21 protein-coding genes and 1 riboswitch are annotated in these 18,957 nt (G+C 39.4%); all 21 genes read right to left on the bottom strand.

Annotated features, from left to right (window positions below; all coding sequences use genetic code 11):
- Window positions 1–41: 41 nt before the first annotated feature.
- Window positions 42–1,523, bottom strand: a complete 1,482-nt coding sequence (gene fliD / locus PRVXH_RS02480) for a flagellar filament capping protein FliD (RefSeq protein WP_353893735.1) — start codon at window positions 1,521–1,523, stop codon at window positions 42–44.
- A 13-nt stretch (window positions 1,524–1,536) separates the two neighbouring features.
- Window positions 1,537–1,872 (bottom strand): flagellar protein FlaG, encoded by a 336-nt coding sequence (locus PRVXH_RS02475; RefSeq protein ID WP_353893734.1) that lies wholly within the window; start codon window positions 1,870–1,872, stop codon window positions 1,537–1,539.
- 99 nt (window positions 1,873–1,971) lie between these two features.
- A complete protein-coding gene (gene csrA / locus PRVXH_RS02470; protein ID WP_353893733.1) occupies window positions 1,972–2,199 on the bottom strand; it encodes a carbon storage regulator CsrA in 228 nt (75 codons plus the stop codon).
- The gene (locus PRVXH_RS02465; protein WP_353893732.1) at window positions 2,199–2,615 is read right to left on the bottom strand and encodes a flagellar assembly protein FliW; all 417 of its coding nucleotides are present in this window, start codon (window positions 2,613–2,615) and stop codon (window positions 2,199–2,201) included. Before PRVXH_RS02465 ends, csrA begins: the two co-directional genes overlap by 1 nt.
- A gap of 1,606 nt (window positions 2,616–4,221) precedes the next feature.
- Window positions 4,222–5,124 carry a flagellar hook-associated protein FlgL gene (gene flgL / locus PRVXH_RS02460; protein WP_353893731.1) on the bottom strand — a complete coding sequence of 301 codons (903 nt, stop codon included), beginning with the start codon at window positions 5,122–5,124 and terminating at the stop codon, window positions 4,222–4,224.
- Between the two features lie 12 nt (window positions 5,125–5,136).
- A complete protein-coding gene (flgK, locus tag PRVXH_RS02455; protein WP_353893730.1) occupies window positions 5,137–6,648 on the bottom strand; it encodes a flagellar hook-associated protein FlgK in 1,512 nt (503 codons plus the stop codon).
- Window positions 6,649–6,659: 11 nt separating this feature from the next.
- A complete protein-coding gene (locus PRVXH_RS02450) occupies window positions 6,660–7,157 on the bottom strand; it encodes a flagellar protein FlgN (protein WP_353893729.1) in 498 nt (165 codons plus the stop codon).
- A gap of 1 nt (window position 7,158) precedes the next feature.
- Complete coding sequence (flgM, locus tag PRVXH_RS02445) at window positions 7,159–7,440, bottom strand: flagellar biosynthesis anti-sigma factor FlgM (protein ID WP_353893728.1); 282 nt, start codon at window positions 7,438–7,440, stop codon at window positions 7,159–7,161.
- 119 nt (window positions 7,441–7,559) lie between these two features.
- Window positions 7,560–7,958: a hypothetical protein gene (locus PRVXH_RS02440; RefSeq protein WP_353893727.1), complete on the bottom strand. Its 399-nt coding sequence runs from the start codon at window positions 7,956–7,958 to the stop codon at window positions 7,560–7,562.
- Between the two features lie 12 nt (window positions 7,959–7,970).
- Window positions 7,971–8,657, bottom strand: a complete 687-nt coding sequence (locus tag PRVXH_RS02435) for a phosphoribosyltransferase family protein (protein ID WP_353893726.1) — start codon at window positions 8,655–8,657, stop codon at window positions 7,971–7,973.
- A 193-nt stretch (window positions 8,658–8,850) separates the two neighbouring features.
- Window positions 8,851–9,801 carry a polysaccharide deacetylase family protein gene (locus tag PRVXH_RS02430; RefSeq protein WP_353893725.1) on the bottom strand — a complete coding sequence of 317 codons (951 nt, stop codon included), beginning with the start codon at window positions 9,799–9,801 and terminating at the stop codon, window positions 8,851–8,853.
- Between the two features lie 61 nt (window positions 9,802–9,862).
- Window positions 9,863–10,417 (bottom strand): hypothetical protein, encoded by a 555-nt coding sequence (locus PRVXH_RS02425; protein WP_353893724.1) that lies wholly within the window; start codon window positions 10,415–10,417, stop codon window positions 9,863–9,865.
- 72 nt (window positions 10,418–10,489) lie between these two features.
- The gene (locus PRVXH_RS02420; protein WP_353893723.1) at window positions 10,490–10,633 is read right to left on the bottom strand and encodes a YvrJ family protein; all 144 of its coding nucleotides are present in this window, start codon (window positions 10,631–10,633) and stop codon (window positions 10,490–10,492) included.
- Between the two features lie 1,409 nt (window positions 10,634–12,042).
- Window positions 12,043–12,258, bottom strand: a complete 216-nt coding sequence (locus tag PRVXH_RS02415) for a DUF2922 domain-containing protein (RefSeq protein WP_353893722.1) — start codon at window positions 12,256–12,258, stop codon at window positions 12,043–12,045.
- A gap of 35 nt (window positions 12,259–12,293) precedes the next feature.
- Window positions 12,294–12,512, bottom strand: a complete 219-nt coding sequence (locus PRVXH_RS02410; RefSeq protein ID WP_353893721.1) for a DUF1659 domain-containing protein — start codon at window positions 12,510–12,512, stop codon at window positions 12,294–12,296.
- A 46-nt stretch (window positions 12,513–12,558) separates the two neighbouring features.
- A complete protein-coding gene (locus PRVXH_RS02405) occupies window positions 12,559–13,050 on the bottom strand; it encodes a sigma-70 family RNA polymerase sigma factor (RefSeq protein ID WP_353893720.1) in 492 nt (163 codons plus the stop codon).
- A 256-nt stretch (window positions 13,051–13,306) separates the two neighbouring features.
- Entirely contained in the window at window positions 13,307–14,971 is a 1,665-nt protein-coding gene (locus PRVXH_RS02400; protein ID WP_353893719.1) for a sensor domain-containing diguanylate cyclase, read from the bottom strand.
- Between the two features lie 156 nt (window positions 14,972–15,127).
- On the bottom strand, window positions 15,128–15,598 hold the full coding sequence (locus tag PRVXH_RS02395; RefSeq protein WP_353893718.1) for a glycosyltransferase: 471 nt from the start codon (window positions 15,596–15,598) through the stop codon (window positions 15,128–15,130).
- A gap of 56 nt (window positions 15,599–15,654) precedes the next feature.
- Complete coding sequence (locus PRVXH_RS02390; RefSeq protein ID WP_353893717.1) at window positions 15,655–16,320, bottom strand: response regulator transcription factor; 666 nt, start codon at window positions 16,318–16,320, stop codon at window positions 15,655–15,657.
- The gene (locus tag PRVXH_RS02385) at window positions 16,313–17,470 is read right to left on the bottom strand and encodes a sensor histidine kinase (protein ID WP_353893716.1); all 1,158 of its coding nucleotides are present in this window, start codon (window positions 17,468–17,470) and stop codon (window positions 16,313–16,315) included. Before PRVXH_RS02385 ends, PRVXH_RS02390 begins: the two co-directional genes overlap by 8 nt.
- A 101-nt stretch (window positions 17,471–17,571) precedes the next feature.
- Window positions 17,572–18,759, bottom strand: coding sequence for a methionine adenosyltransferase (metK, locus tag PRVXH_RS02380; protein WP_353893715.1), 1,188 nt, complete (start codon window positions 18,757–18,759; stop codon window positions 17,572–17,574).
- A gap of 69 nt (window positions 18,760–18,828) precedes the next feature.
- Window positions 18,829–18,929, bottom strand: a riboswitch (SAM riboswitch).
- Window positions 18,930–18,957: the final 28 nt, after the last annotated feature.

The following is an 18,957-nucleotide window of genomic DNA, read 5'->3' as shown; positions in this document are numbered from 1 at the left end:
GCACTTATGTGCACCAGGGCTTTTTAAATTCTAGTTTCAATCTACATACTCATCAGTTGTTGCTGCAACCAATCACCTTGACTATACATTTCATACAAGGCACTTTCCATTGCGGTAAATTGATCCCAGTACCGCTGCTCTACCCTTGCTAACCTGTCTTCCATCCTATCAATTCTATCATCAATATCTCTCATAGATCTTCCTATAAAACTTTGGCGATCAATGTTGTCACTACTTCCTGCTCTATTCCCTATTTGATCCATTCCACGTCTTAAATTAGTTCTCATCTCACTAGCTATACCATCACTATTTTCATTACCGGCAAATAACTCGAAAACCCCTCTTGGGTTTTCTTCTATTGCATCCCTTAGTTTTTGCTCATCTATATGGAGGACCCCACCTTCTCTATAATCACGGGTCTCGATGCCAATCTGCGATAACGTCCTAAAATCTCCATCAACTTGAGTAGATATAACACGTCTAATATTTGTTGCACTGCGAGATAGAATAGAGTCATTTCTTAAGTGACCTGAACGAGACAACTCCTCCCACTGCTCAATTTCTCTGTCGGATAGATGTCTCTTTTGTTCATCGGTAAGTGGCGGATAATCTCTGTGTAGTGGCTCATTTAGTTTGCCATTTAAAGATAACAAAACTTTGTTATATTCATCAACAAATCCCTTAACCTGATCAAAAAGATGGTCGTTATCCCGTCCGACTGAAGCAGTAGCTGTCCCGATAGATTTAATGGAGTAATTAATTCCACCAAACTCAAAATCATTTCCTTGTGGGTTTATATTAAAACCGTTAATATTAACCGAAGCGTTTTTCCCCGTCTCAGTATTGTCTTCGTTAATTCCAAGAGCATCTATAAAAAGACTTCCTGAAACATCGATTGTGTTATCTGCGCCAGTTTCTGTTGAATTTATAAACATTCTACCTTCGCTAGAATCATAGAACATATGAACTCCAGCTTCTGAATTATTTACAGTCCTTAAAAATTCATCCAAAGAACCTTCCTTATCTACATATAAAACTCCCTGTTCAAGTTCACCGTTTTCCTTTAGCTCTTCAATTTCTGAGGAAGTTTTAAAGGAAAATGTAACCTTTTCACCTGAAGTTTGTATTGTTATATTCTCTTCTAAACTTTCACCAAAAAGTTCTGTAAGTGGTTTGCCTTCTTCAAGATTTAACTCACTACTTTGGGCAAAGGATCTTTGCGCTAAACTCTTAACATTGACATTATAATTGCCGTCTTGAGCATTGCTAGATGCCGAAGCCGTCACTACTGATTCATCTGAAGAGGTTGTTGACCTTCTGAGCATATTATTTGAAAAGCGCATATCACTTACTGAATTCCTAAACGAAAGCATCTTAGAATTAATCTGTCGATAGTCTTCATGCTGCCATTCAAGGACTTGTTTTTGTTGTTGTAATCTATCTAGAGGCATCCTTTCAGCTTCCATAAGTTGTTCTAACATAGCCTCTGTGTCCATACCACTTCCAATTCCACCGATACGCATTCTATATCACTCCCTATACCTTTTTATCTACGATAATTCCTACCATCTCAAGCATATTTCCAACTAAGTCCAATATCTCCTCAGGAGGAATCTCCCGAATAACTTCGTCAGTTTCTTTGTTTAAAACTTTCACCATCGGCCTGTTTAGGGTTTCATGAAGTTCAAACTGGATTTGTTTATCAACAACTTGAACAGTTTTATTAAGCATATCAACAGCTTGCTGTGTATCTTCTACCATGTTAGGCATTTCGGTTTGTTGGTTTTTGTTACCTTCATACATTTGTTGTTCTTTTGGAAGGTCACGCTGGACTTCTTTTATCTTTGATACTGGGTTTGTTTCTATCTTCATTGAAGTTTCCCCCTAGATTCTATTTTCCAATTTTCTGTTATTATTTATATCGTAATTTTTTTGAAAAACTTAAGGGTTTTTTTAATTTAAATTAGGTTATTAGTCCTTGTTGAGGTTTTTTATAAGCCCGGTTATATCGCCTCGTTTTCTTCTGGACATCCTGTTTTGTCTTTGGATTTCTTTATGTATCTCTGTGCGATGAACAGATACTCGCTTTGGAGCTTTGACACCTAACTTTATCTTATCACCTTTGGCAGCTATGACCTCTACTTCTATGTCACCATCTATTGTAATGCTTTCTCCGACCTTTCTTGTAAGGATCAGCATTATTTTGACTCCTTTTTATACAGCGGGTGTTTTATTGACAAGCTATCGTTATCAAGTACTACCTGCTGACCTTGCATTGTTTGGTGGTTGATAATGACAGGCGCTTTTAGGTTCATGGTTGCTTTGGTAATATCTTCTGGAAGATTTACTACCGACAGGACCTCTGTTTCTGATTCTTCGGTGATTCCAATACCTTCAAGCTTGTCTATATCTATTTTTACTTTGTAGTCTACAAACATCTGAGGCGGTGTAACTAGCAGCGCCACACTAGGGTCATCAACAGATTCTAGCCAGTAAAGCAAACCGTTACTTTCCGGTTCTTCTAAGATTATATAGTCTTTAAATTGTTCAAACCCTAATAGACCTTTAGGGAAGTTTATTATTTTTTGTTGGTTTAATTTTTTAGCCGTTTCCATAGAAAACAACCTCGCTTCTTTTTTTTAGTGAGTTGTTAATCAAGACCGAATTTACAATTTACAGTTAAGATCAAAATTCCGGTGACAGCAGACAGTTGGTCAGTTGGTCAGGAGATCAAGGGCTTAAATGCATTTGCTATCTGCTAACTGCTAACTACTAATTAGCCACTGTAGCTTTTTTAACGATGGTTCAACAATTGTTTAACAATGGTTCAACGATTGTTCAACTATTGTTCAGCGTCGACTCAAAGTTAAAGGCGCCCTACATGTGGAGAAACAGTCCATCGGGGTCTGTATTTGATACCAGTTGGGGATGTCAGTAGCTGTCCGCTTTGGGGCGCGGACGTTATGTGCGGGAGCAGGTACTGCTCCCCTACAAACCCGGAAATATATTGCTAATCCTGAACTGACATATTTAAGCTCATAGATTCTTCACTTCGTTCAGAATGACAAGCTACTTTGGGCTTCAGACCCAGCATCATTTCAGTATTTCAAATCTTTAGATCCTAGTCCCAGCAGAATTAGCAAGTTTATACGTTTTCGCGGCCAATTAGGTTTTGTGGGGTCTGGGGTCATAATTTAGGCTATCCATCTTCGGGACAGAGGGGACAGGTACGGCAGTCCCATTGGAAAACGATGGTACAGCATACCAGTCCCTCTTGTCCCTTGGTTTTGTCATTGGTGTTTTTGGTTTTTCTATTGAAGGATTCGCTTTATATTGGAGGGTTTGATTGAAGGCGGCGTCTTTTCTCCCTGTGAGTAAGGATTTGGCTTTGAGCTATCCTTCATTAACATCAGAGACATGACAATGTCGACTCAAAGTTAAAGTCGTCGAACATGTGGAGAAACAGCTTAGGCTTCTTACAAACCCGGAAATATATTGCTAATCCTGAACTGACATATTTAAGTTCATAGATTCTTCACTTCGTTCAGAATGACAAGCTACTTTGGGCTTCAGACCCAGCATCATTTCAGTATTTCACATCTTTAGATCCTAGTCCCAGCATGTAGCTTATTTATACGTTTTCGCGGCCAATTCGGTTTTGTGGGGTGTGGGGTCAGCCTGTCAAAATTAACTTTCTACAGTTCAAGAAAGATAATTTTAAAAGACCGACCCCTGTATTTGCACTGACATATTTAAGTTCATAGATTCTTCACTTCGTTCAGAATGACAAGCTACTTTGGGTTTCAGACCCAGCATCATTTCAGTATTTCACATCTTTAGATCCTAGTCCCAGCATGTAGCTTATTTATACGTTTTCGCGGCCAATTTGGTTTTGTGGGGTCTGAATTTGATACCAGTTCGGGACCTCGATAGCTGTCCGCTTGGGATCGCGGACGTTAGGTGCGGGAGCAGGAGACTGCTCCCCTACAGTCAATTTGGGTCATCAGTTGGGGTATCCATCTTCGGTGACAGAGGGGACAGGTACGGCTGTACGCTGGGATGCGCTCGCAGCATACCAGTCCCTTTGTCACCTGGGTTATATCCAAATTAGGCGCACTTGTGTGCGCCTTTTTTGCTTTTTTTCCTTTATTCTCACTTCCAACCTCGCATTTCTCACTACTCAACCGCACTTCTCAACTACCTTCTATCTTAGAAATTCTACTATCTTAGGAAATCTACTAGGCTTGGTTGGATTATTCTTGATGTTACGTTTAAGCTTGCTTGATGTAGGGCCTCTATGTTCTTTAGGTGCATTATAGATTCTGCCATATCCACATCTTCTATGCTTGATTTCAAGCCTTTTAGGTTGATTTCGCCATCTAGCATCCTGTTTTCCACTAGTTCAAGCTGATTTACTCTCGCTCCTAATTCTGAACGCTGCGTTAGTAGCGCATCGAATGATTCATTAATTTGACCAAAACCTGTTTCTAGCAGGTCTTCATCTACTTCTCCTTCTTTACCTTCTAGCCCATCTCTTAGGTTTATTAGACCATCAAAAATTGGCATAAATATGCTTTGTCCGTCTGCACCTGCATTTATGCTTTGTCCAACTCCCATTTCAAATTCCCTGGGCTCTGAATTGCCTTCTGGATTTACTTTAGTAATGTTGCCGTCATCATCTAGTTCCGGCTTAAAAGGCTCTTTGGTGCTGGTTCCGGAAAATACGTGGCGGTTAGAGAATGTAGAGTTTGATGCATCGACAATGTCATTTAAAATCCCATTTACTTCTTTTGCCATCATCTCCCGCTGGCTATCATCGTAGGTATCGTTTTTAGCTTGAATAGCTAATTCTCTTGCACGATGGATCCCTTGTCCTACTTTATCTAAAGTTTCATCGGTGTACTCTAATAGCGACCTAGCCATATCTACATTTTTTTTGTACTGATCATACTCATTTATCTCTGTACGAACTCGCAAGCTTCTTACCACGTCACCAGGGTCATCAGATGGTTTGTTTATCCGCTTGCCTGTGGAAAGCTGTTGAGTTACCTCATCTAGCCTTCTATTGTTTCGCGATAAGTTATTAAGCATGTTTTTCATCAAAAAATTACTAGTTACTCGCATTTATCCTTCCCCCTATCTTCCTACTACTCCGAGACGATTTACTATGGTGTCTATCATCTCATCGATAGTGTTTGTAAGTCTTGATGCAGCTACATAGCTGTGTTGATATTGAATCATTTTGGTCATTTCTTCGTCTAGGGAAACTCCCCTAACCTCTTCTTGACGCATCTCAAATTGGTAAGCTAATGACTTTTGATTTTCTAGCATTTGATAGGATTCATTGGTTGAAATTCCTAGTTCGGCCACAACCGAGCGATAAAAACCATCAAATGTAACATCGGCACCCTTAAACTCCATACTGTTTTCATGGCGCAACTCCGCCATTGCCAATGCATTTTCCCCGTTACCTTCGGCAAATTCTCCATCTTCATCTGGCCCTTTTCCTGCTGCTGCAATAAGGCTTAGCTCATCTACAATAGCAGGGTTAACAGCTAGGGTGGAAATCTCGAATTCTTCCTCATTTCCTATATTTACAAAGAAGTCAATTCCTTCGTTGCCATTTAAATCAAATCCCTCTCTATGCTGCTCATTTATTGCATTAGTATATTCACTGGCGTAGTCGGTTAAATATCTTCTATAGGTATCCACCTCGTCCTGGGCTTCGAACATTCCTTTTATCTTCCCATGGGCAACTTGCTTTCTATCTATTTCCTGTGCGTCTACATCGTCAATAGGTAGTTCTGAAGCTTCTTTTACGCTAAGTTGACCTTTGCCAGGATTATCTACATCAATATCATAACCAAATTGACCAAAGTTTTTTCCACTAGTTACCCCATCTATTATTGTTACATAATCACCTTCACCTAGTGGGAATTGGACGGTCAAATCACCGTTGTCATGATGTTCTGTCTTTACATTTATAACCTCTGTAAGCTCATCTATAAGTACATCCCGCTGATCCATAAGGTCGTTTGGGCTATCCCCCATGGCTTTAATTTTTACTATACGCTCATTTAGGTCAGCTATTCCCCTAATCTTGGAGTTAGCTTGACTTACATCTGCTTTTATAGATTCATCATAATCCTTACTTACCTGCTCAAGCTGTCTATCCATTGTCTGAAAGGTATCCACCATGGCTATGGCAGATTGTCTAACTATCGCCCTTGATGAAAGCTCTGTCGGCTCTGTTGTCATCTGCTGCAAAGCGGACCAAAAGTCGTCCACAGCTCGTCTTAGGCTGCTGTCAGAAGGCTCGTTAAATATCGCCTCAATCTGTTCCATTCCATTATGTTTTTGTTGCCACTGGGACTCTAAGCTGTTTTCTAAACGATATTGTTCCGCTATATGGTTATCAAACTGTCTTTGGATTGATTCCACCTTGACTCCGCTACCGATTTGCCCAGCTCCCGTTGGCCTAACGTTTGATGGACTTGTATATGGTCCTGTAGCTTGAGTTACTACCTCTTGTCTTGAATAGCCTTTAGTGTTTGCGTTGGCAACGTTATGCCCTACTACATTTACAGCTTTTTGCTGTGTTTGCAGCGCTCTTCTTGCTAGTTCTAATCCTGAAAAAGTTGATCGCATATTTTCTCCTCCTATGCCTGTATATCCATAAATTTACCGCCGCTACGCTTTTTGTTTGGCGTTTTTGAATATGTTTTTTCGCTATCTCTTTCTCCAGCTACGTAATTTAAGGAGTATTGAACCATTTTAAGTGATTGGTCTAAAAGCTTTTTATTTGTTTGATTTAGCATGGACAGCTTGGAAAGATATTCTTTTAAATCTTCTGTTGCTGTATCCATTCTTTGTTTTTGTTCTGGGGTTAAAAGCGGGATAAGCATGTCGGTGTTCACATTATCCACTGAAATATTCATTTGATTTGCTAGCTGTTTTTGCAAATTATAGCGTTCTTTTTCTACGTCTGCTATTTGCTTAACTAACTTTGCCTCTATGTCAACCACTTCCTCAAGCTGCTCCATGGCATTTTGAACAAGGGTGTCTCTCTTTTTTTCTGTCACTTCCATAAGCTTGCAATATAAAGTTACTTGCTCATCTAACTTATCTAACATCTTATCTAAATATTTTTGAACCATGTTATTTCCCCCAACTTGTTGTCAGCATTTTTTTAGCTAGTACTTTTGTATCTACTTTATAAGTTCCTGTTTCTATCTGTTCTTTGATTAAATTTACCTTGTCATCTCGCACGCCATCTAGTTTGTCCAAAGCTTTTCTAGCCACAGCTAAATCCTTCGCCCTTTGAGAAACATCTAGCGAAGCTGCCTTTTTTATCTTTTCATTTTTTAACTGGGTATCAGTCTGTGAAGTGCTGTTTTTCTGATAAGCGGCCTGCACACCCTTTAATCCAGTAATTTTCATAACATAATCCCCCTAAGCCCTTTTTATTTAAACAAGTTACATTCTGATATTATATATATCGGTGAAATTATAAAAAACTTAAAGGAAATTTGTTCAAGTCCTTTAAGTTTTTTGCTGTGCTATTTATCTTTTAGCCGTCTTAAGTGAAAGGAGCTAGCTTTTCTTTCTCTGTCAGTAGTTCCTCCACCTGCTACACCACGAATGTCACTATCTAGTCGGGCTTTACAGGCTTCGCAGTACCTACCATTGCTTATAGCTGTTCCACAGCTTTCGCAGTCTAACAGCAGGCTGTCCTTGTTTACATTTACCAGTCGATCTTCTCGCAAAAACTTAATTACTTGATTTTCCGATACACCGGTTTCCTCAGTTATGGTTTGGATGCCTGCTCCAGGGTTGTCGTATAAAAAATCTCGTACAATTTCGTATTCTTTATCTTCTTTGGCAACGCAATTAGGACAGATGTTTCGCTTTAACTTTCTAAATATTTTCCCACATCTTGGACAATTTGAAACGGTCATGTGTTTCCCTCCTTAGTTTGCTAATGTAAAAGCTGTTATTTTTTTAGCACCTCCGGCTTTTAATTTCTTAGAGCATTGGTACAAGGTGCTGCCGGTGGTATATATGTCATCTATTATTAAAATATGTTTTTGTTGCAGCTTGTCAGGCTGGTTAAGAGAAAGAACTCCCTCCCATCCCTTAAGTCTTTCCGTTCTGTCTAAAGAACGTTGAGGCGGGCGGTCATCGTTTTTATGTAACAAAGCGGCAAAGGGGATTTTTATTTCCTTTGAAAGATGTTTTGCAATAAGATGGCTTTGGTCAAAGCCTCTTTCTTTTAACCCCTTGTCTGTCACTGGAACATAGGTTATAAGATCTATTTCTGCTTTTAGATTACTTTTCAGGACTTGACTTATTTTTTTGCTAAATCCCTTGTGTAAATAGCGATAGTTTTTAAATTTATACAAATTAATTATTTCTTTCCAGTACCCTCTGTATGGGGCTAATGCCATAACATGGCCGATATTCGGTCCTGGGCACTTTCCTCCATGATAGCTTCTGCCACATCTAATACATGCAAGCTTTGGGTCATAGTATTCTATCTGTTGATGACAATCACTACATAGCGGAAATGTAATATCCAAGGCTTTTCTTTTGCAACCAATACAAGTTGCTATATCAGGAAACATAACAGAAAAAAACGCATCCCTTAAAGCCAGCAATGAAAGCACCTGCCTAACCATTTTATATTACTTTAATAATTCGACATAAAAGAACATTTTCCTTCTCCGGCGCACTAAAGTCCCATCTTTTTAGCTTAAAATACGCAACAAAAAAACCCAGCTATTAAAAGTAGTCACTGGGTTAAGTCAAAAACCTATTAACTGATTGTTAGTTGAACTGGCTGTTGACCTGCTATAAGTCAAACAGTTGCTCTATAGTAACGAACTGGTACCCTTCTGAAATAAGCCATTGCAAAACGTCTGGAAGCGCCTTTAAAGTTACCTGGTGGCCTTCGTGAAATAGTATTATCCCCCCAGGCTGAGTGTTGGACTTTACGGTATTTAAAATTCTATCGGGGTCGTTTGTCTCCCAATCTCGTGTATCCACGCTCCACATCACAACTTCAAAGCCTTCTGAGTAGGCTACTTCTAACGTGGTATCTGTGTAAGCCCCATAGGGAGGCCTAAAGTATCTTCCGGTGCTGTAATTTCCTATTATGTTCTGTGTTTTAATAATTTCTTGTCTTGACTGTTCATAGTTAAGTTGTGAAAATCTACTATGAGTATATGAGTGGTTTGCTACCTGGTGGCCGTCATCAACTATCTGCTGTAGCAGGTGCTCATTAGCCTTGGCTGTACTGCCAATTACAAAAAAGGTTGCAGAAACATCATATTCAGCTAGTATATCTAACATCTGTGTTAATGTTTGAGCATTTGGCCCATCGTCAAACGTTAGCGCCACTTTCTTTTGGGAAGTGTTTATTCTCGATACCGGCCTTTTTGTAGGTCTTGGTTCCTTTGGCTTTTCAGGCGGTTTTTGTTCCTCATTTTTATCTTCTTGTTCTTTTTCCTCTTCTTGGCCATCTTCTTTATCTACGACATCGTTTTTTTCCTCTTCTTCCTGCTTAGCATCTTTTTTTGGTTTTTGAGGGTAAGGGAGCAGGTTTTTGTCTGTTACGCTAGCATCTGCAAAAAAGAAATCATCAGTTACAAATCTAATCAATTCCATGATTTTACCCTCCTCTTGTGTGTTAACAGAGCTGCTATCCATTTCTGATGATTCAACAGCGGAAAGAAGTACCCCAATTAAAAGTATGTTAGCAAGAACAAAAACCTTAAATGATTTTGTTCCCCCTCTTTCCAAAACAAATCCCCCCAAAACATGTCATATTATAGAATATGATTGCTTTGGGGGGATGCTACAATTAACTATTCATTATTTTTCTGATTAGATCAAGCTTGGCGGTGTTGTATAGGTTGTTGTCTGCTTCTTTAACGTAGGGGTTAATATAATGACTTTGCCACTCTCTGTAGATAAGTCGTGCATAGACCAAGTGGATCTTAACAGTTTTTAATTTTTGTCGGCACAAAACCTCGTTTCCTCCCACCAAGGTTATGATGGCACCATTTTTCTTTTCTTTTAAGTCCTCAATTGAAAATAGGTTTACATAGCCTGTAGCCCTGTCGTTTGAGAACTTGGGCTTTATCATTCTAAGTGGAATAAGTAGCAAGGAAGGTGTCATGGGGAGGGGGAGTGAATTTTTAGCTGCCAGCCGATGACTACAAAACTTTCGCAAAGCGGCTAAATCGGTGCCTAGATATCCGGCTATGTTGGTGACAACCGTTTCTGGTTTGCATTTTATAGTTAAATGCTTGCCGCTTTTTAAATGAACTTTTGTTACTTTTCCAGTCCCTTTAAGGTATTGTGGCTGAAGGGCTGACAACTCTGTCACTATTTTTTCTAACTGACCTTCTTGCATACTCATTCCTCCTTTCAGGTATATTTTAACAGAACATATGTTCGTAGTCAACCTTTTTTAATTTTTCTAATTTTACCTGTGGGCGGAAATTGTCTTGGCTAATTGATAGATGCTTTCTGTTAACCTTTCCAGCCGCTTTTCCATTCTAACTAACAGGTAGATGGTAATAGCTATGGGAAATCCAAAGTTAGCTATAACATCAGTTAGACCTTCCATTTGTCTCACTCCTTTTTTGGGTTTATTAGTTGGAGATCAAAAGCGAATTTACAATTTGACAGAGTCAGTTGGTCAGTTGGTCAGTTGGTTAGTTGGTTAGTTGGTTAGTTGGTTAGTTGGTTAGTTGGTTAGTTGGTTAGTTGGTTAGTTGGTTAGTTGGTTAGTTGGTTAGTTGGTTAGTTGGTTAGTTGGTTAGTTGGTCAGGAGATCAAGGGCAAAAACCTTAATTAGCCACGGTAAAGATTACGAAATTAGTTACATGCTGGGTCCAAACCCGTTCAGTTTTTGCCGGTATTTGGGAATGACCCGGTTTTTAACGATGGTCTAGCAATTGTTTAACAATTGTTTAACAATTGTTAAACAATTGTTTGACGATTGTTAAATCTACCTATTTAAACCTGACCATATTAGCTGGCAATCTACTGATAGGGCGACACTAAGGTCGCCCCCTACCTCTTCGAGGGGGTGCCATCTTGGTCTTCCCATCTTCGGGACAGAGGGGACAGGTACGGCAGTCCCATTGGGAACCGATGGTACAGCATACCAGTCCCCCCTTGTCCCTTGGTTTTGTCATAGGGGTCTGGATTTGATACCAGTTAGGGATCGCAGTAGCTGTCCGCTTTAGACCGCGGACGTTAGGTGCGGGAGCAGTGGAGCTGCTCCCCTACAGTCAGTTGGGGTCATCATTTGGGGTCATCATTTGGGGTCATCAATTGGGGCATCTTTGGCATCTTTGAATTTCCCCCTCTTCGATGACACAAGAGTTTTGTTTGGTTTCTCTGCTGAAGGATTTGCTATATATTGGAGGGTTTGATTGAAGGCGGCGTCTTTTCTCCCTGTGAGTAAGGCTTTGACTTTGAGCTCTCTTCCATTAACATCAGAGACATGACAATGTCGACTCAAAGTTAAAGGTGTCCTACATGTGGAGAAACAGCTTAGGCTTCTTACAAACCCGGAGATATATTGCTAATCCTGAACTGACGGTGAATGGGGAGTTGGTCCATCGGGGTCTGGATCTGATACAAATTTGGGACGTCAGTAGCTGTCCGCTTTAGACCGCGGACGTTAGGTGCGGGAGCAGGTACTGCTCCCCTACAGTCATTTGGGTCATTAGTTGGGGCGTCTTGCTGTTTTAGGCTTTTTCTTTTTGCCCACTTCTAAAGTCTCACTTCTCACTTGGGGTGTGGGGTCAGCCTGTCAAAATTAACTTTCTACAGTTCAAGAAAGGTAATTTTAAAAGACTGACCCCTGCATTTGCACTTTACCATAAACACTCCATATTCGCTGGCCATCTACTGATGGGGCCTTCGCGGAGGTCGCCCCCTACCTCTTCGAGGGGGTGCATTGGGTCTGGATTTGGTACCTGCCTAACATAAAAAAGGTGGGGGTATCCCCCACCTTTTTTATGTCTAAATAACCTCTTCCACTTCCCGAGACACAAGGCGGGCAGTTATTTTTTCTACAAAGTCCCCACCGGTACTATCGAAAACATTCTTTTCGATGATGTCATCCATAACTTCTTCAACCTGTTCGCTATCTACTGGCTGAATTGGGTCTCTAACTGTTAAAGTAGTCTGATTTCCATCCTGATTTCTAAACACTAGCTGTAAAGTAACGTTTGGCATGTAAATCCCTCCTTTCTTTAAATCTTTAATTCATTTTAAGTCAGTACGTTTTCATCAACTCGCCTAACTTTAGCAAGGGGATGTTCCTGCAATGAGGATAAAGCTACTGCTATATCGAAAAAATCCTCATCGGAGCAGTCTGCTTTAATTCTTCCGTAGCTGCGGTTGATGTAGATGATGTTGCCTTCATCATCGTTTCCCGCCTCATATCGAAGCCTCATGCTGGTGTTTAAAGGTGTTGAAGTCACTGGCATATCACTCACCTCCTTTCACCCTCACAATGCAAAAGAAGGTTTGTTTTTACCACACTTTCTCGTCAAGTTTTTTTCTCAACATCTTAACTCCCCGATTGTGATATTTAATTACCGTCTGATAGTTAACGGAGAGATGCTCGGCTATCTCCTTAAATGTCATGTGATCAAAATACTTCATTTTAAGCACCTGTCTCTGCCTAAGAGATAAGCTGCTAATCCCTTTTTGCAGCAGCTTGCTATCTAAATAGTTATCCAGCTCCTCTTCAGGGTTTCCCCATGTCGATTCATTATCAACATTTAGCTCTGACGGCACCTCTTTTCCTTTCTGCCTTACCCATTTTTTTACCTCGCCCCTGATTTTGGCCATCAAATAGATATTTAGCTTTACCCCTCTTTGGGCGTCAAATTGAGGATAACTTTCCAGAATTTTTACCACACAGTTGTTATATACGTCCTGTTGATCTTGCAAACTGATGCTATACCGATTTATAAAGTAGTAGATTCCTTTGTGCACCATGTCTATTAACTCTTTATTCATTTTCTTCTCCCAACCCAGCCGGCTGTAAGTGTTTTCCCTAGGTGGTTTTATTATCTCTTAATGGGGTAAAGATGGGAAAAGTCTAATCGGTGTAACTATGCTATGAGTTTTGAAAACTATCCTGAAAGTTTGCAAAACCTGTCCATAATCTTTTGTTATTTGGCTTAAAAATTATCAACAACCATAGAATTAATAAAAAAAGTCTGGCTCTACAGAATATTTTTTCTGTAGAGCCAGACTATCTCACGCCTTTTATTTACTTGTTAAATACCGCCACTTTTGACTTGCCTTTTTCTTTAGATCCTGTGTACATTATTCTATCAGCTTTTCGCATTAAATCTAAACTGTCCTCAGCATCATTGGGAAAGTCCGCTATCCCCGCACTAAATGTGATTTTTTCATAACTATCACCACATTTGAAGTTGTGCTTGGTAAGAGTAGCTAATATTCTAAGCGCTACCTTCTCCGCAACATCCTTTGCAGTTTTGGAAAAAATAATTACAAACTCATCGCCGCCGTAACGGGCCAGAACATCTTTTTGCCTAATAAGACCTTTTAAGATATCAGCCAACTCAGATAACACCTTGTTTCCTACCTCATGCCCGTAAGTATCGTTAATTCTTTTAAAGTTATCTAGGTCTATAACCATCAGGCTGACGGGCTGCTTTGAGTCTTTGGAATTCTGAACCTCCAGCTCTAGCCGCTTTTGAAAGTACCTATAGTTATAAGTATTTGTTAATTCATCCACCTGACTTAGGTTTTGCATCTGCTCATAAAGCTTAGCGTTATCCAAAGCTACCGCAGATTGGGAAGCAATTATCTCTAGAATTTGTAAGTCTTGATCATTCAGAGAAAAGGGCTGATACTTAACCGCAGTCATAACTCCGATAGCCTTTCCCCCTCTTATTAATGGCACCGACATCATTGCCCCTTTTTCTCTACCGGGGATTGTAAAAACTCGCTTATCCTTGCTGGTATCTCTTACAATTATGCTTTTTTTACTTTGAGCAACCTTACCGGTAATACCTTGTCCTAACTTTACGTCTTCAGTCTTTAAATATTCGTCCATTTCCCCCCTGCTGTAAACAGCAGTTAGTTCATTGTTGTTTCTAGCTAAAAATATATAAAAAGAGTCCAACTCTAAGATTCTAAGGCAAACATCCCCTATAGAATTTAATGTCTTGTTAACATCTAGATTTCCGTTGATTTCCGCCGCAACGGTGTATAACCCCTTCATGCGAGCGTAGATATTGTCTAGCTTTTTATAAAGCCTAAATATGTAAGACGAAATTACTATAGGTATAAATAATAACAATCCTCCGATAAGATGAAGTTCTGAATGTAAGTAAGCCATTAAAATGCCTAGAGGCACAGTTATAAGGTAGGTGACAAGATCCCACCTAGAATCTTTCACTATATCAACAACAGAATAAGTAGGGTTCATGAGCTTGTACAACACATATAAACATGCATGATTTAAAATAAACATAACTAAAAGCATGCCAAGCATAGGAACGGTGTTTTCTAAAATTAAACCACCCCAGTTACCACCTAAAAAATGAAAAACGTGGTTAGAGGTCAAGATTGTAATAGTCATCATCCCTATATTAAAAAATACATCTCCTAGCTTACGCCCTATTAGTAAAGCTTGATTGATGAAAATCCCAATAAGTACTGCCCAGAGCGCAAAAATCACATGTCCAAACACAGAAAAAGCCCATAGTATAAAAACTAGGGAAAAAGATACATGCCCCTGAGGCAATGGTATATGTATTCTCTCTATGAGTACAGCCAAAGAAACAAAAAGTAGCACCTCCCACCATCCTACCTGCAGAAGCTGCTCCGATGACGCTGTTATTTTAACAAGCCAGGTTACTCCTATAAAGGCTATCAACAGCTTAAAAGCTTTAAGCTTATTCATAACTTCCCCCCCTCAGTTCATAACCAAGCTGACCTTTATGCTTTGTCTACTCAATTTTACCACAACGATAGAAATATTACTATAGAATTACCGTATTATTACGATAAAATTAAGAAAAAAAATCCCCTCCAAGTTGGAAAGGACTCAAGTAATTGTTTATTCTTCTTTGTAAAACTTACAATTAGAATTGCTAAAGTAGAACTTAATTGCTTGTTCTATATCTTCTAAGTTGTCAAAATCAGCATCATCAAACACTAACACTACTTCACCAACACACCTATTCTTACCATATTCTACTACGCTAGAGCTGCTGATTCTTTTGCTATCAACCACTTTCAAAAATGAATAATTTCTGGCTAATTGTTTAAGTATCTTCAGCGTGTTATCCGCAGAGCCTTTATCCACTGCAACAACATCAACGGGGGTTAATGGGTGCTTATTAAAATAGCTTTGATTTGCTAGGTATCTAATCACCTTTTCAACCTTATCTTCCCAGTTATTTACTATTAGTAGCACTGATAAGTTAGCTTTTGGCTTTTTTGTAGATTGGAAGGATTCCCAAACAAGGTTAAAAATAGACCAAAGCCCATATAAAGCTAGCAACCATAAGATAATGTTAACTATCATCAGCCTCACCTCTTGCTTTACTATATGCAAAAGCGTGGGCTTATGTACCAATAAAATTAAACTTCCACTACACCTTCCTTTATACCTTTAATAACTGCTTGAGTACGATCAAAAACTTCCATTTTTTTAAATATGCTACTGACATGGTTTTTTACCGTCTTTTCAGTTATGTTAAGAGCGCATCCTATCTCCTTATTGCTGTTGCCTTCGGCCATCAATTTATAAACTTCCCATTCTCTTTTACTAAATCGAAATACCTGTTGTGGATTTTCTTTAGTCGGCTTTTTTCTCTCCAGCCTTGTTAATTCTTTAAAAACTTTTTTCGTTATGTTAGGGGAAATAAACGCGTCACCATTATATACATTTTTTAACGCAGAAAGAAGAATTTCTTTGCCAGCATCTTTTAAAACATAGCCTTCCGCCCCTAAATTAATGGCTTTAAAGATATATTCCTCTCCGTCGTGAATGGTTAGCATGATGATCTTGGTTTTTGGGTACTCATTTTTTATTTTTTCAGTAGCTTCGATTCCATTTAAGATAGGCATATTTATATCCATTAGCACGATATCCGGCCTATGCTCTTTTACAATCTCTATAGCCTCTTGGCCATTTGCACCCTGTGCAACAATATCTATTTCATCTTCTCTTTCTAATAAATTGACAATACCCTCTCTGATCATAGAATGGTCATCTATTACTGCTGTTCTAATATGATTAGTCATGATATTCCTCCCCCTGTTGTTTTTTGTCAATAACTACATTTATTAAGGTGCCCTGGCCTAAAGATGATTTTATGTTAAGCTCTCCACCTGCTAGGTTCACTCTCTCTTTCATACCTAAAAGGCCAAATTTCTCGGCACTAATGTCACCTAGGACCTCTTCCGGACAAAAGCCTTTGCCATTGTCCCGAATATTCAAAGTCAGTTTTTTAGATAACTGCAGCTTAATGACCCCTCTAGTGGCTTGGCTATGTTTAAGCATATTTTGTACAGATTCCTGCACAATTCTATAAAGTGTAACCTCTATATTTTTATCTAACTTGCTCCCCTCTCCAAAACATATAAACTCTAGCTGAATGTTATTGTTCTCGTTAAATTCTTCGCAAAACCTGCGCAGTGTTGGAACCAGGCCTAAATCATCAATTGTCATAGGTCTTAGCTGATGAATTATCCTTCGTATTTCAGTTAAAATGCTTCTCGACTCTTTCTTGATGTCTGTCAGGCATTCCCTAACCTTAGAAGAGTCCGTTGAAATTTCCTCTTCCCATAGTTCAGCAGCTAACGTTAGTTTTGCCAGGCTTTGCGCAGGACCGTCATGGATTTCCCTGGCCACTCTTTTGCGTTCAATTTCTTGAGCTTGTATTATCTTATAACCTATATTTTTTGCTTGTTGGAAATTAGCTAACTGGTGACTTACGCTGTATAGGTTGTTTACTAAATAGTCAAAAGCTATAGAAACATGGGTAGCTAAGTTTTCCGCTTTTTTCACCATTTCCCTGATAGAGACCAACCTTCGCTCCAATTCACTACGTTTTTCTATTAGCGACTGTTCTTTCTGTCTAAGGCCTGCTAGTTTGATATTCAAATTATGCGCGGTCTCGTAAGCTGCTTGAATATTTTCCTGGCTATGCTCTTCAAATTTTCTACTGACATCCATAAGCCTTTGCCTGGCCTTTTTTTCCTTAAGCTCCGTTGAGTCCACTTCATTTATAACTGCGCTAACCTCGCTACTAAGGGAGGCTAGCTGGTATTTAACTGTTTCTTCTTCTTTTCTTGCCTTTTCCGTAATTTCAAAAATATCATTTTTACCCTGTTCGATACTAGAAATCACTTGGTTAGTTATTTGTTCTAAATTTTCTAACTCCAGCTTCAAAGATATCACCTCAGCTTTCTATTAACTTTTCTACAAAAGATGGCAATATCCTGCAAAACTCGGCACATTAAAATAGCCCCAGCTTTTGCCAGGGCGTTAGTCTATAGTCCTAATTCTTTTCTTAATAAATCAACCTTATCTGTTTTTTCCCAAGTGAACTCCTCTCCCTGCCTTCCAAAGTGTCCGTAAGCTGCGGTCTTTTTAAAGATAGGTCGAGTTAGCTTAAGTTCTTTTATTATAGCTGCCGGTCTTAGGTCAAAAACCTTTTTAACAGCTTCTGTTATTTTAGCTGGATCTACCTTTTCTGTTCCGAAGGTCTCCACCATCAGCGATACAGGTTTTGCTACACCAATAGCATACGCTAGCTGTATTTCACATTTTTTTGCAAGTCCCGCAGCAACTATATTTTTTGCAACATAGCGAGCTGCATAAGCTGCTGATCGATCAACCTTAGTGGCGTCTTTACCTGAAAAAGCCCCTCCTCCGTGACGAGAGTAGCCTCCGTAAGTGTCCACAATTATTTTTCTTCCTGTAAGTCCTGCATCTCCTTGAGGTCCACCTATGACAAATTTACCAGTTGGGTTAACGAAAAAATTTGTGTTTTCATCAAGGTAATTTTCTGGAATAGTAGGTCTTATTACCTTTTCTATAATATCACTTTTAAGCTCTTCTAAAGTAACTTCAGAGCTATGTTGTGTTGAAACCACCACTGTATCAACTCTAACAGGAGTATCACCCTCGTATTCGATGGTCACCTGAGTTTTTCCGTCAGGTCTTAGATATTCTAGCACTCCGTCTTTCCTTACTGATGTTAGTTTCATAGACAGCTTGTGAGCTAATGAAATAGGTAGCGGCATAAGCTCTACGGTCTCATCACAGGCAAATCCAAACATCATACCTTGATCACCTGCTCCTATCTCATCCATTAGTTCTGTATGGCCTTCTTTTGATTCTAACGCTCTATCCACCCCTTGAGCAATATCTGGGGATTGCTCATCGATGGCGGTGAGAACAGCGCATGTTTCGCTGTCAAAGCCAAACTTAGCACGGGTATAACCTATGTCAGCTATAGTCTCCCGTACAATCTTGGGAATATCAACATAGCATTTTGTGCTGATTTCGCCAGAAACTAGCACAAGGCCTGTGGATACAGTTGTTTCGGCAGCAACTCTTGCATTGGGGTCCTTTGATAAAATTTCATCTAAAATCGAATCTGAAATTTGATCGGCAATTTTGTCGGGATGCCCCTCTGTCACCGACTCTGAAGTAAATAAAAATCTTTTGGTCATTTGTAAAAACCTCCTCATATAAAATAATGGTTTTTACAATAAAAAACTCTAGTTCGACAAAGAGACTGGCTCTTATCTTTCAGAGCATAAAAAAACTCTGTGGGATTTAGCACCACAAGTTAGGTTGCCGGGTTTCATCGGGCCCTTCCCTCCACCACTCTCGATAAGAATTTTTTATTGTAAGTATAGTCTAATCGA

It is taken from the genome of Proteinivorax hydrogeniformans (assembly GCF_040515995.1).
GTDB classification, from domain to species: Bacteria; Bacillota; Proteinivoracia; order Proteinivoracales; family Proteinivoracaceae; genus Proteinivorax; species Proteinivorax hydrogeniformans.
The sequence above is the reverse complement of the archived record's forward strand: the minus strand, read 5'-3'. Positions and strand labels throughout refer to the sequence as shown.

Bases quoted from the DNA above. Each gene is read 5' to 3' on its own strand.
- fliD (WP_353893735.1), bottom strand. From the start codon at position 1,523: ATGCGTATCGGTGGAATTGGAAGTGGTATGGACACAGAGGCTATGTTA.
- PRVXH_RS02475 (WP_353893734.1), bottom strand. From the start codon at position 1,872: ATGAAGATAGAAACAAACCCAGTATCAAAGATAAAAGAAGTCCAGCGT.
- csrA (WP_353893733.1), bottom strand. From the start codon at position 2,199: ATGCTGATCCTTACAAGAAAGGTCGGAGAAAGCATTACAATAGATGGT.
- PRVXH_RS02465 (WP_353893732.1), bottom strand. From the start codon at position 2,615: ATGGAAACGGCTAAAAAATTAAACCAACAAAAAATAATAAACTTCCCT.
- flgL (WP_353893731.1), bottom strand. From the start codon at position 5,124: ATGCGAGTAACTAGTAATTTTTTGATGAAAAACATGCTTAATAACTTA.
- flgK (WP_353893730.1), bottom strand. From the start codon at position 6,648: ATGCGATCAACTTTTTCAGGATTAGAACTAGCAAGAAGAGCGCTGCAA.
- PRVXH_RS02450 (WP_353893729.1), bottom strand. From the start codon at position 7,157: ATGGTTCAAAAATATTTAGATAAGATGTTAGATAAGTTAGATGAGCAA.
- flgM (WP_353893728.1), bottom strand. From the start codon at position 7,440: ATGAAAATTACTGGATTAAAGGGTGTGCAGGCCGCTTATCAGAAAAAC.
- PRVXH_RS02440 (WP_353893727.1), bottom strand. From the start codon at position 7,958: ATGACCGTTTCAAATTGTCCAAGATGTGGGAAAATATTTAGAAAGTTA.
- PRVXH_RS02425 (WP_353893724.1), bottom strand. From the start codon at position 10,417: ATGCAAGAAGGTCAGTTAGAAAAAATAGTGACAGAGTTGTCAGCCCTT.
- PRVXH_RS02420 (WP_353893723.1), bottom strand. From the start codon at position 10,633: ATGGAAGGTCTAACTGATGTTATAGCTAACTTTGGATTTCCCATAGCT.
- PRVXH_RS02415 (WP_353893722.1), bottom strand. From the start codon at position 12,258: ATGCCAAACGTTACTTTACAGCTAGTGTTTAGAAATCAGGATGGAAAT.
- PRVXH_RS02410 (WP_353893721.1), bottom strand. From the start codon at position 12,512: ATGCCAGTGACTTCAACACCTTTAAACACCAGCATGAGGCTTCGATAT.
- PRVXH_RS02405 (WP_353893720.1), bottom strand. From the start codon at position 13,050: ATGAATAAAGAGTTAATAGACATGGTGCACAAAGGAATCTACTACTTT.
- PRVXH_RS02400 (WP_353893719.1), bottom strand. From the start codon at position 14,971: ATGAATAAGCTTAAAGCTTTTAAGCTGTTGATAGCCTTTATAGGAGTA.
- PRVXH_RS02395 (WP_353893718.1), bottom strand. From the start codon at position 15,598: ATGATAGTTAACATTATCTTATGGTTGCTAGCTTTATATGGGCTTTGG.
- PRVXH_RS02390 (WP_353893717.1), bottom strand. From the start codon at position 16,320: ATGACTAATCATATTAGAACAGCAGTAATAGATGACCATTCTATGATC.
- metK (WP_353893715.1), bottom strand. From the start codon at position 18,759: ATGACCAAAAGATTTTTATTTACTTCAGAGTCGGTGACAGAGGGGCAT.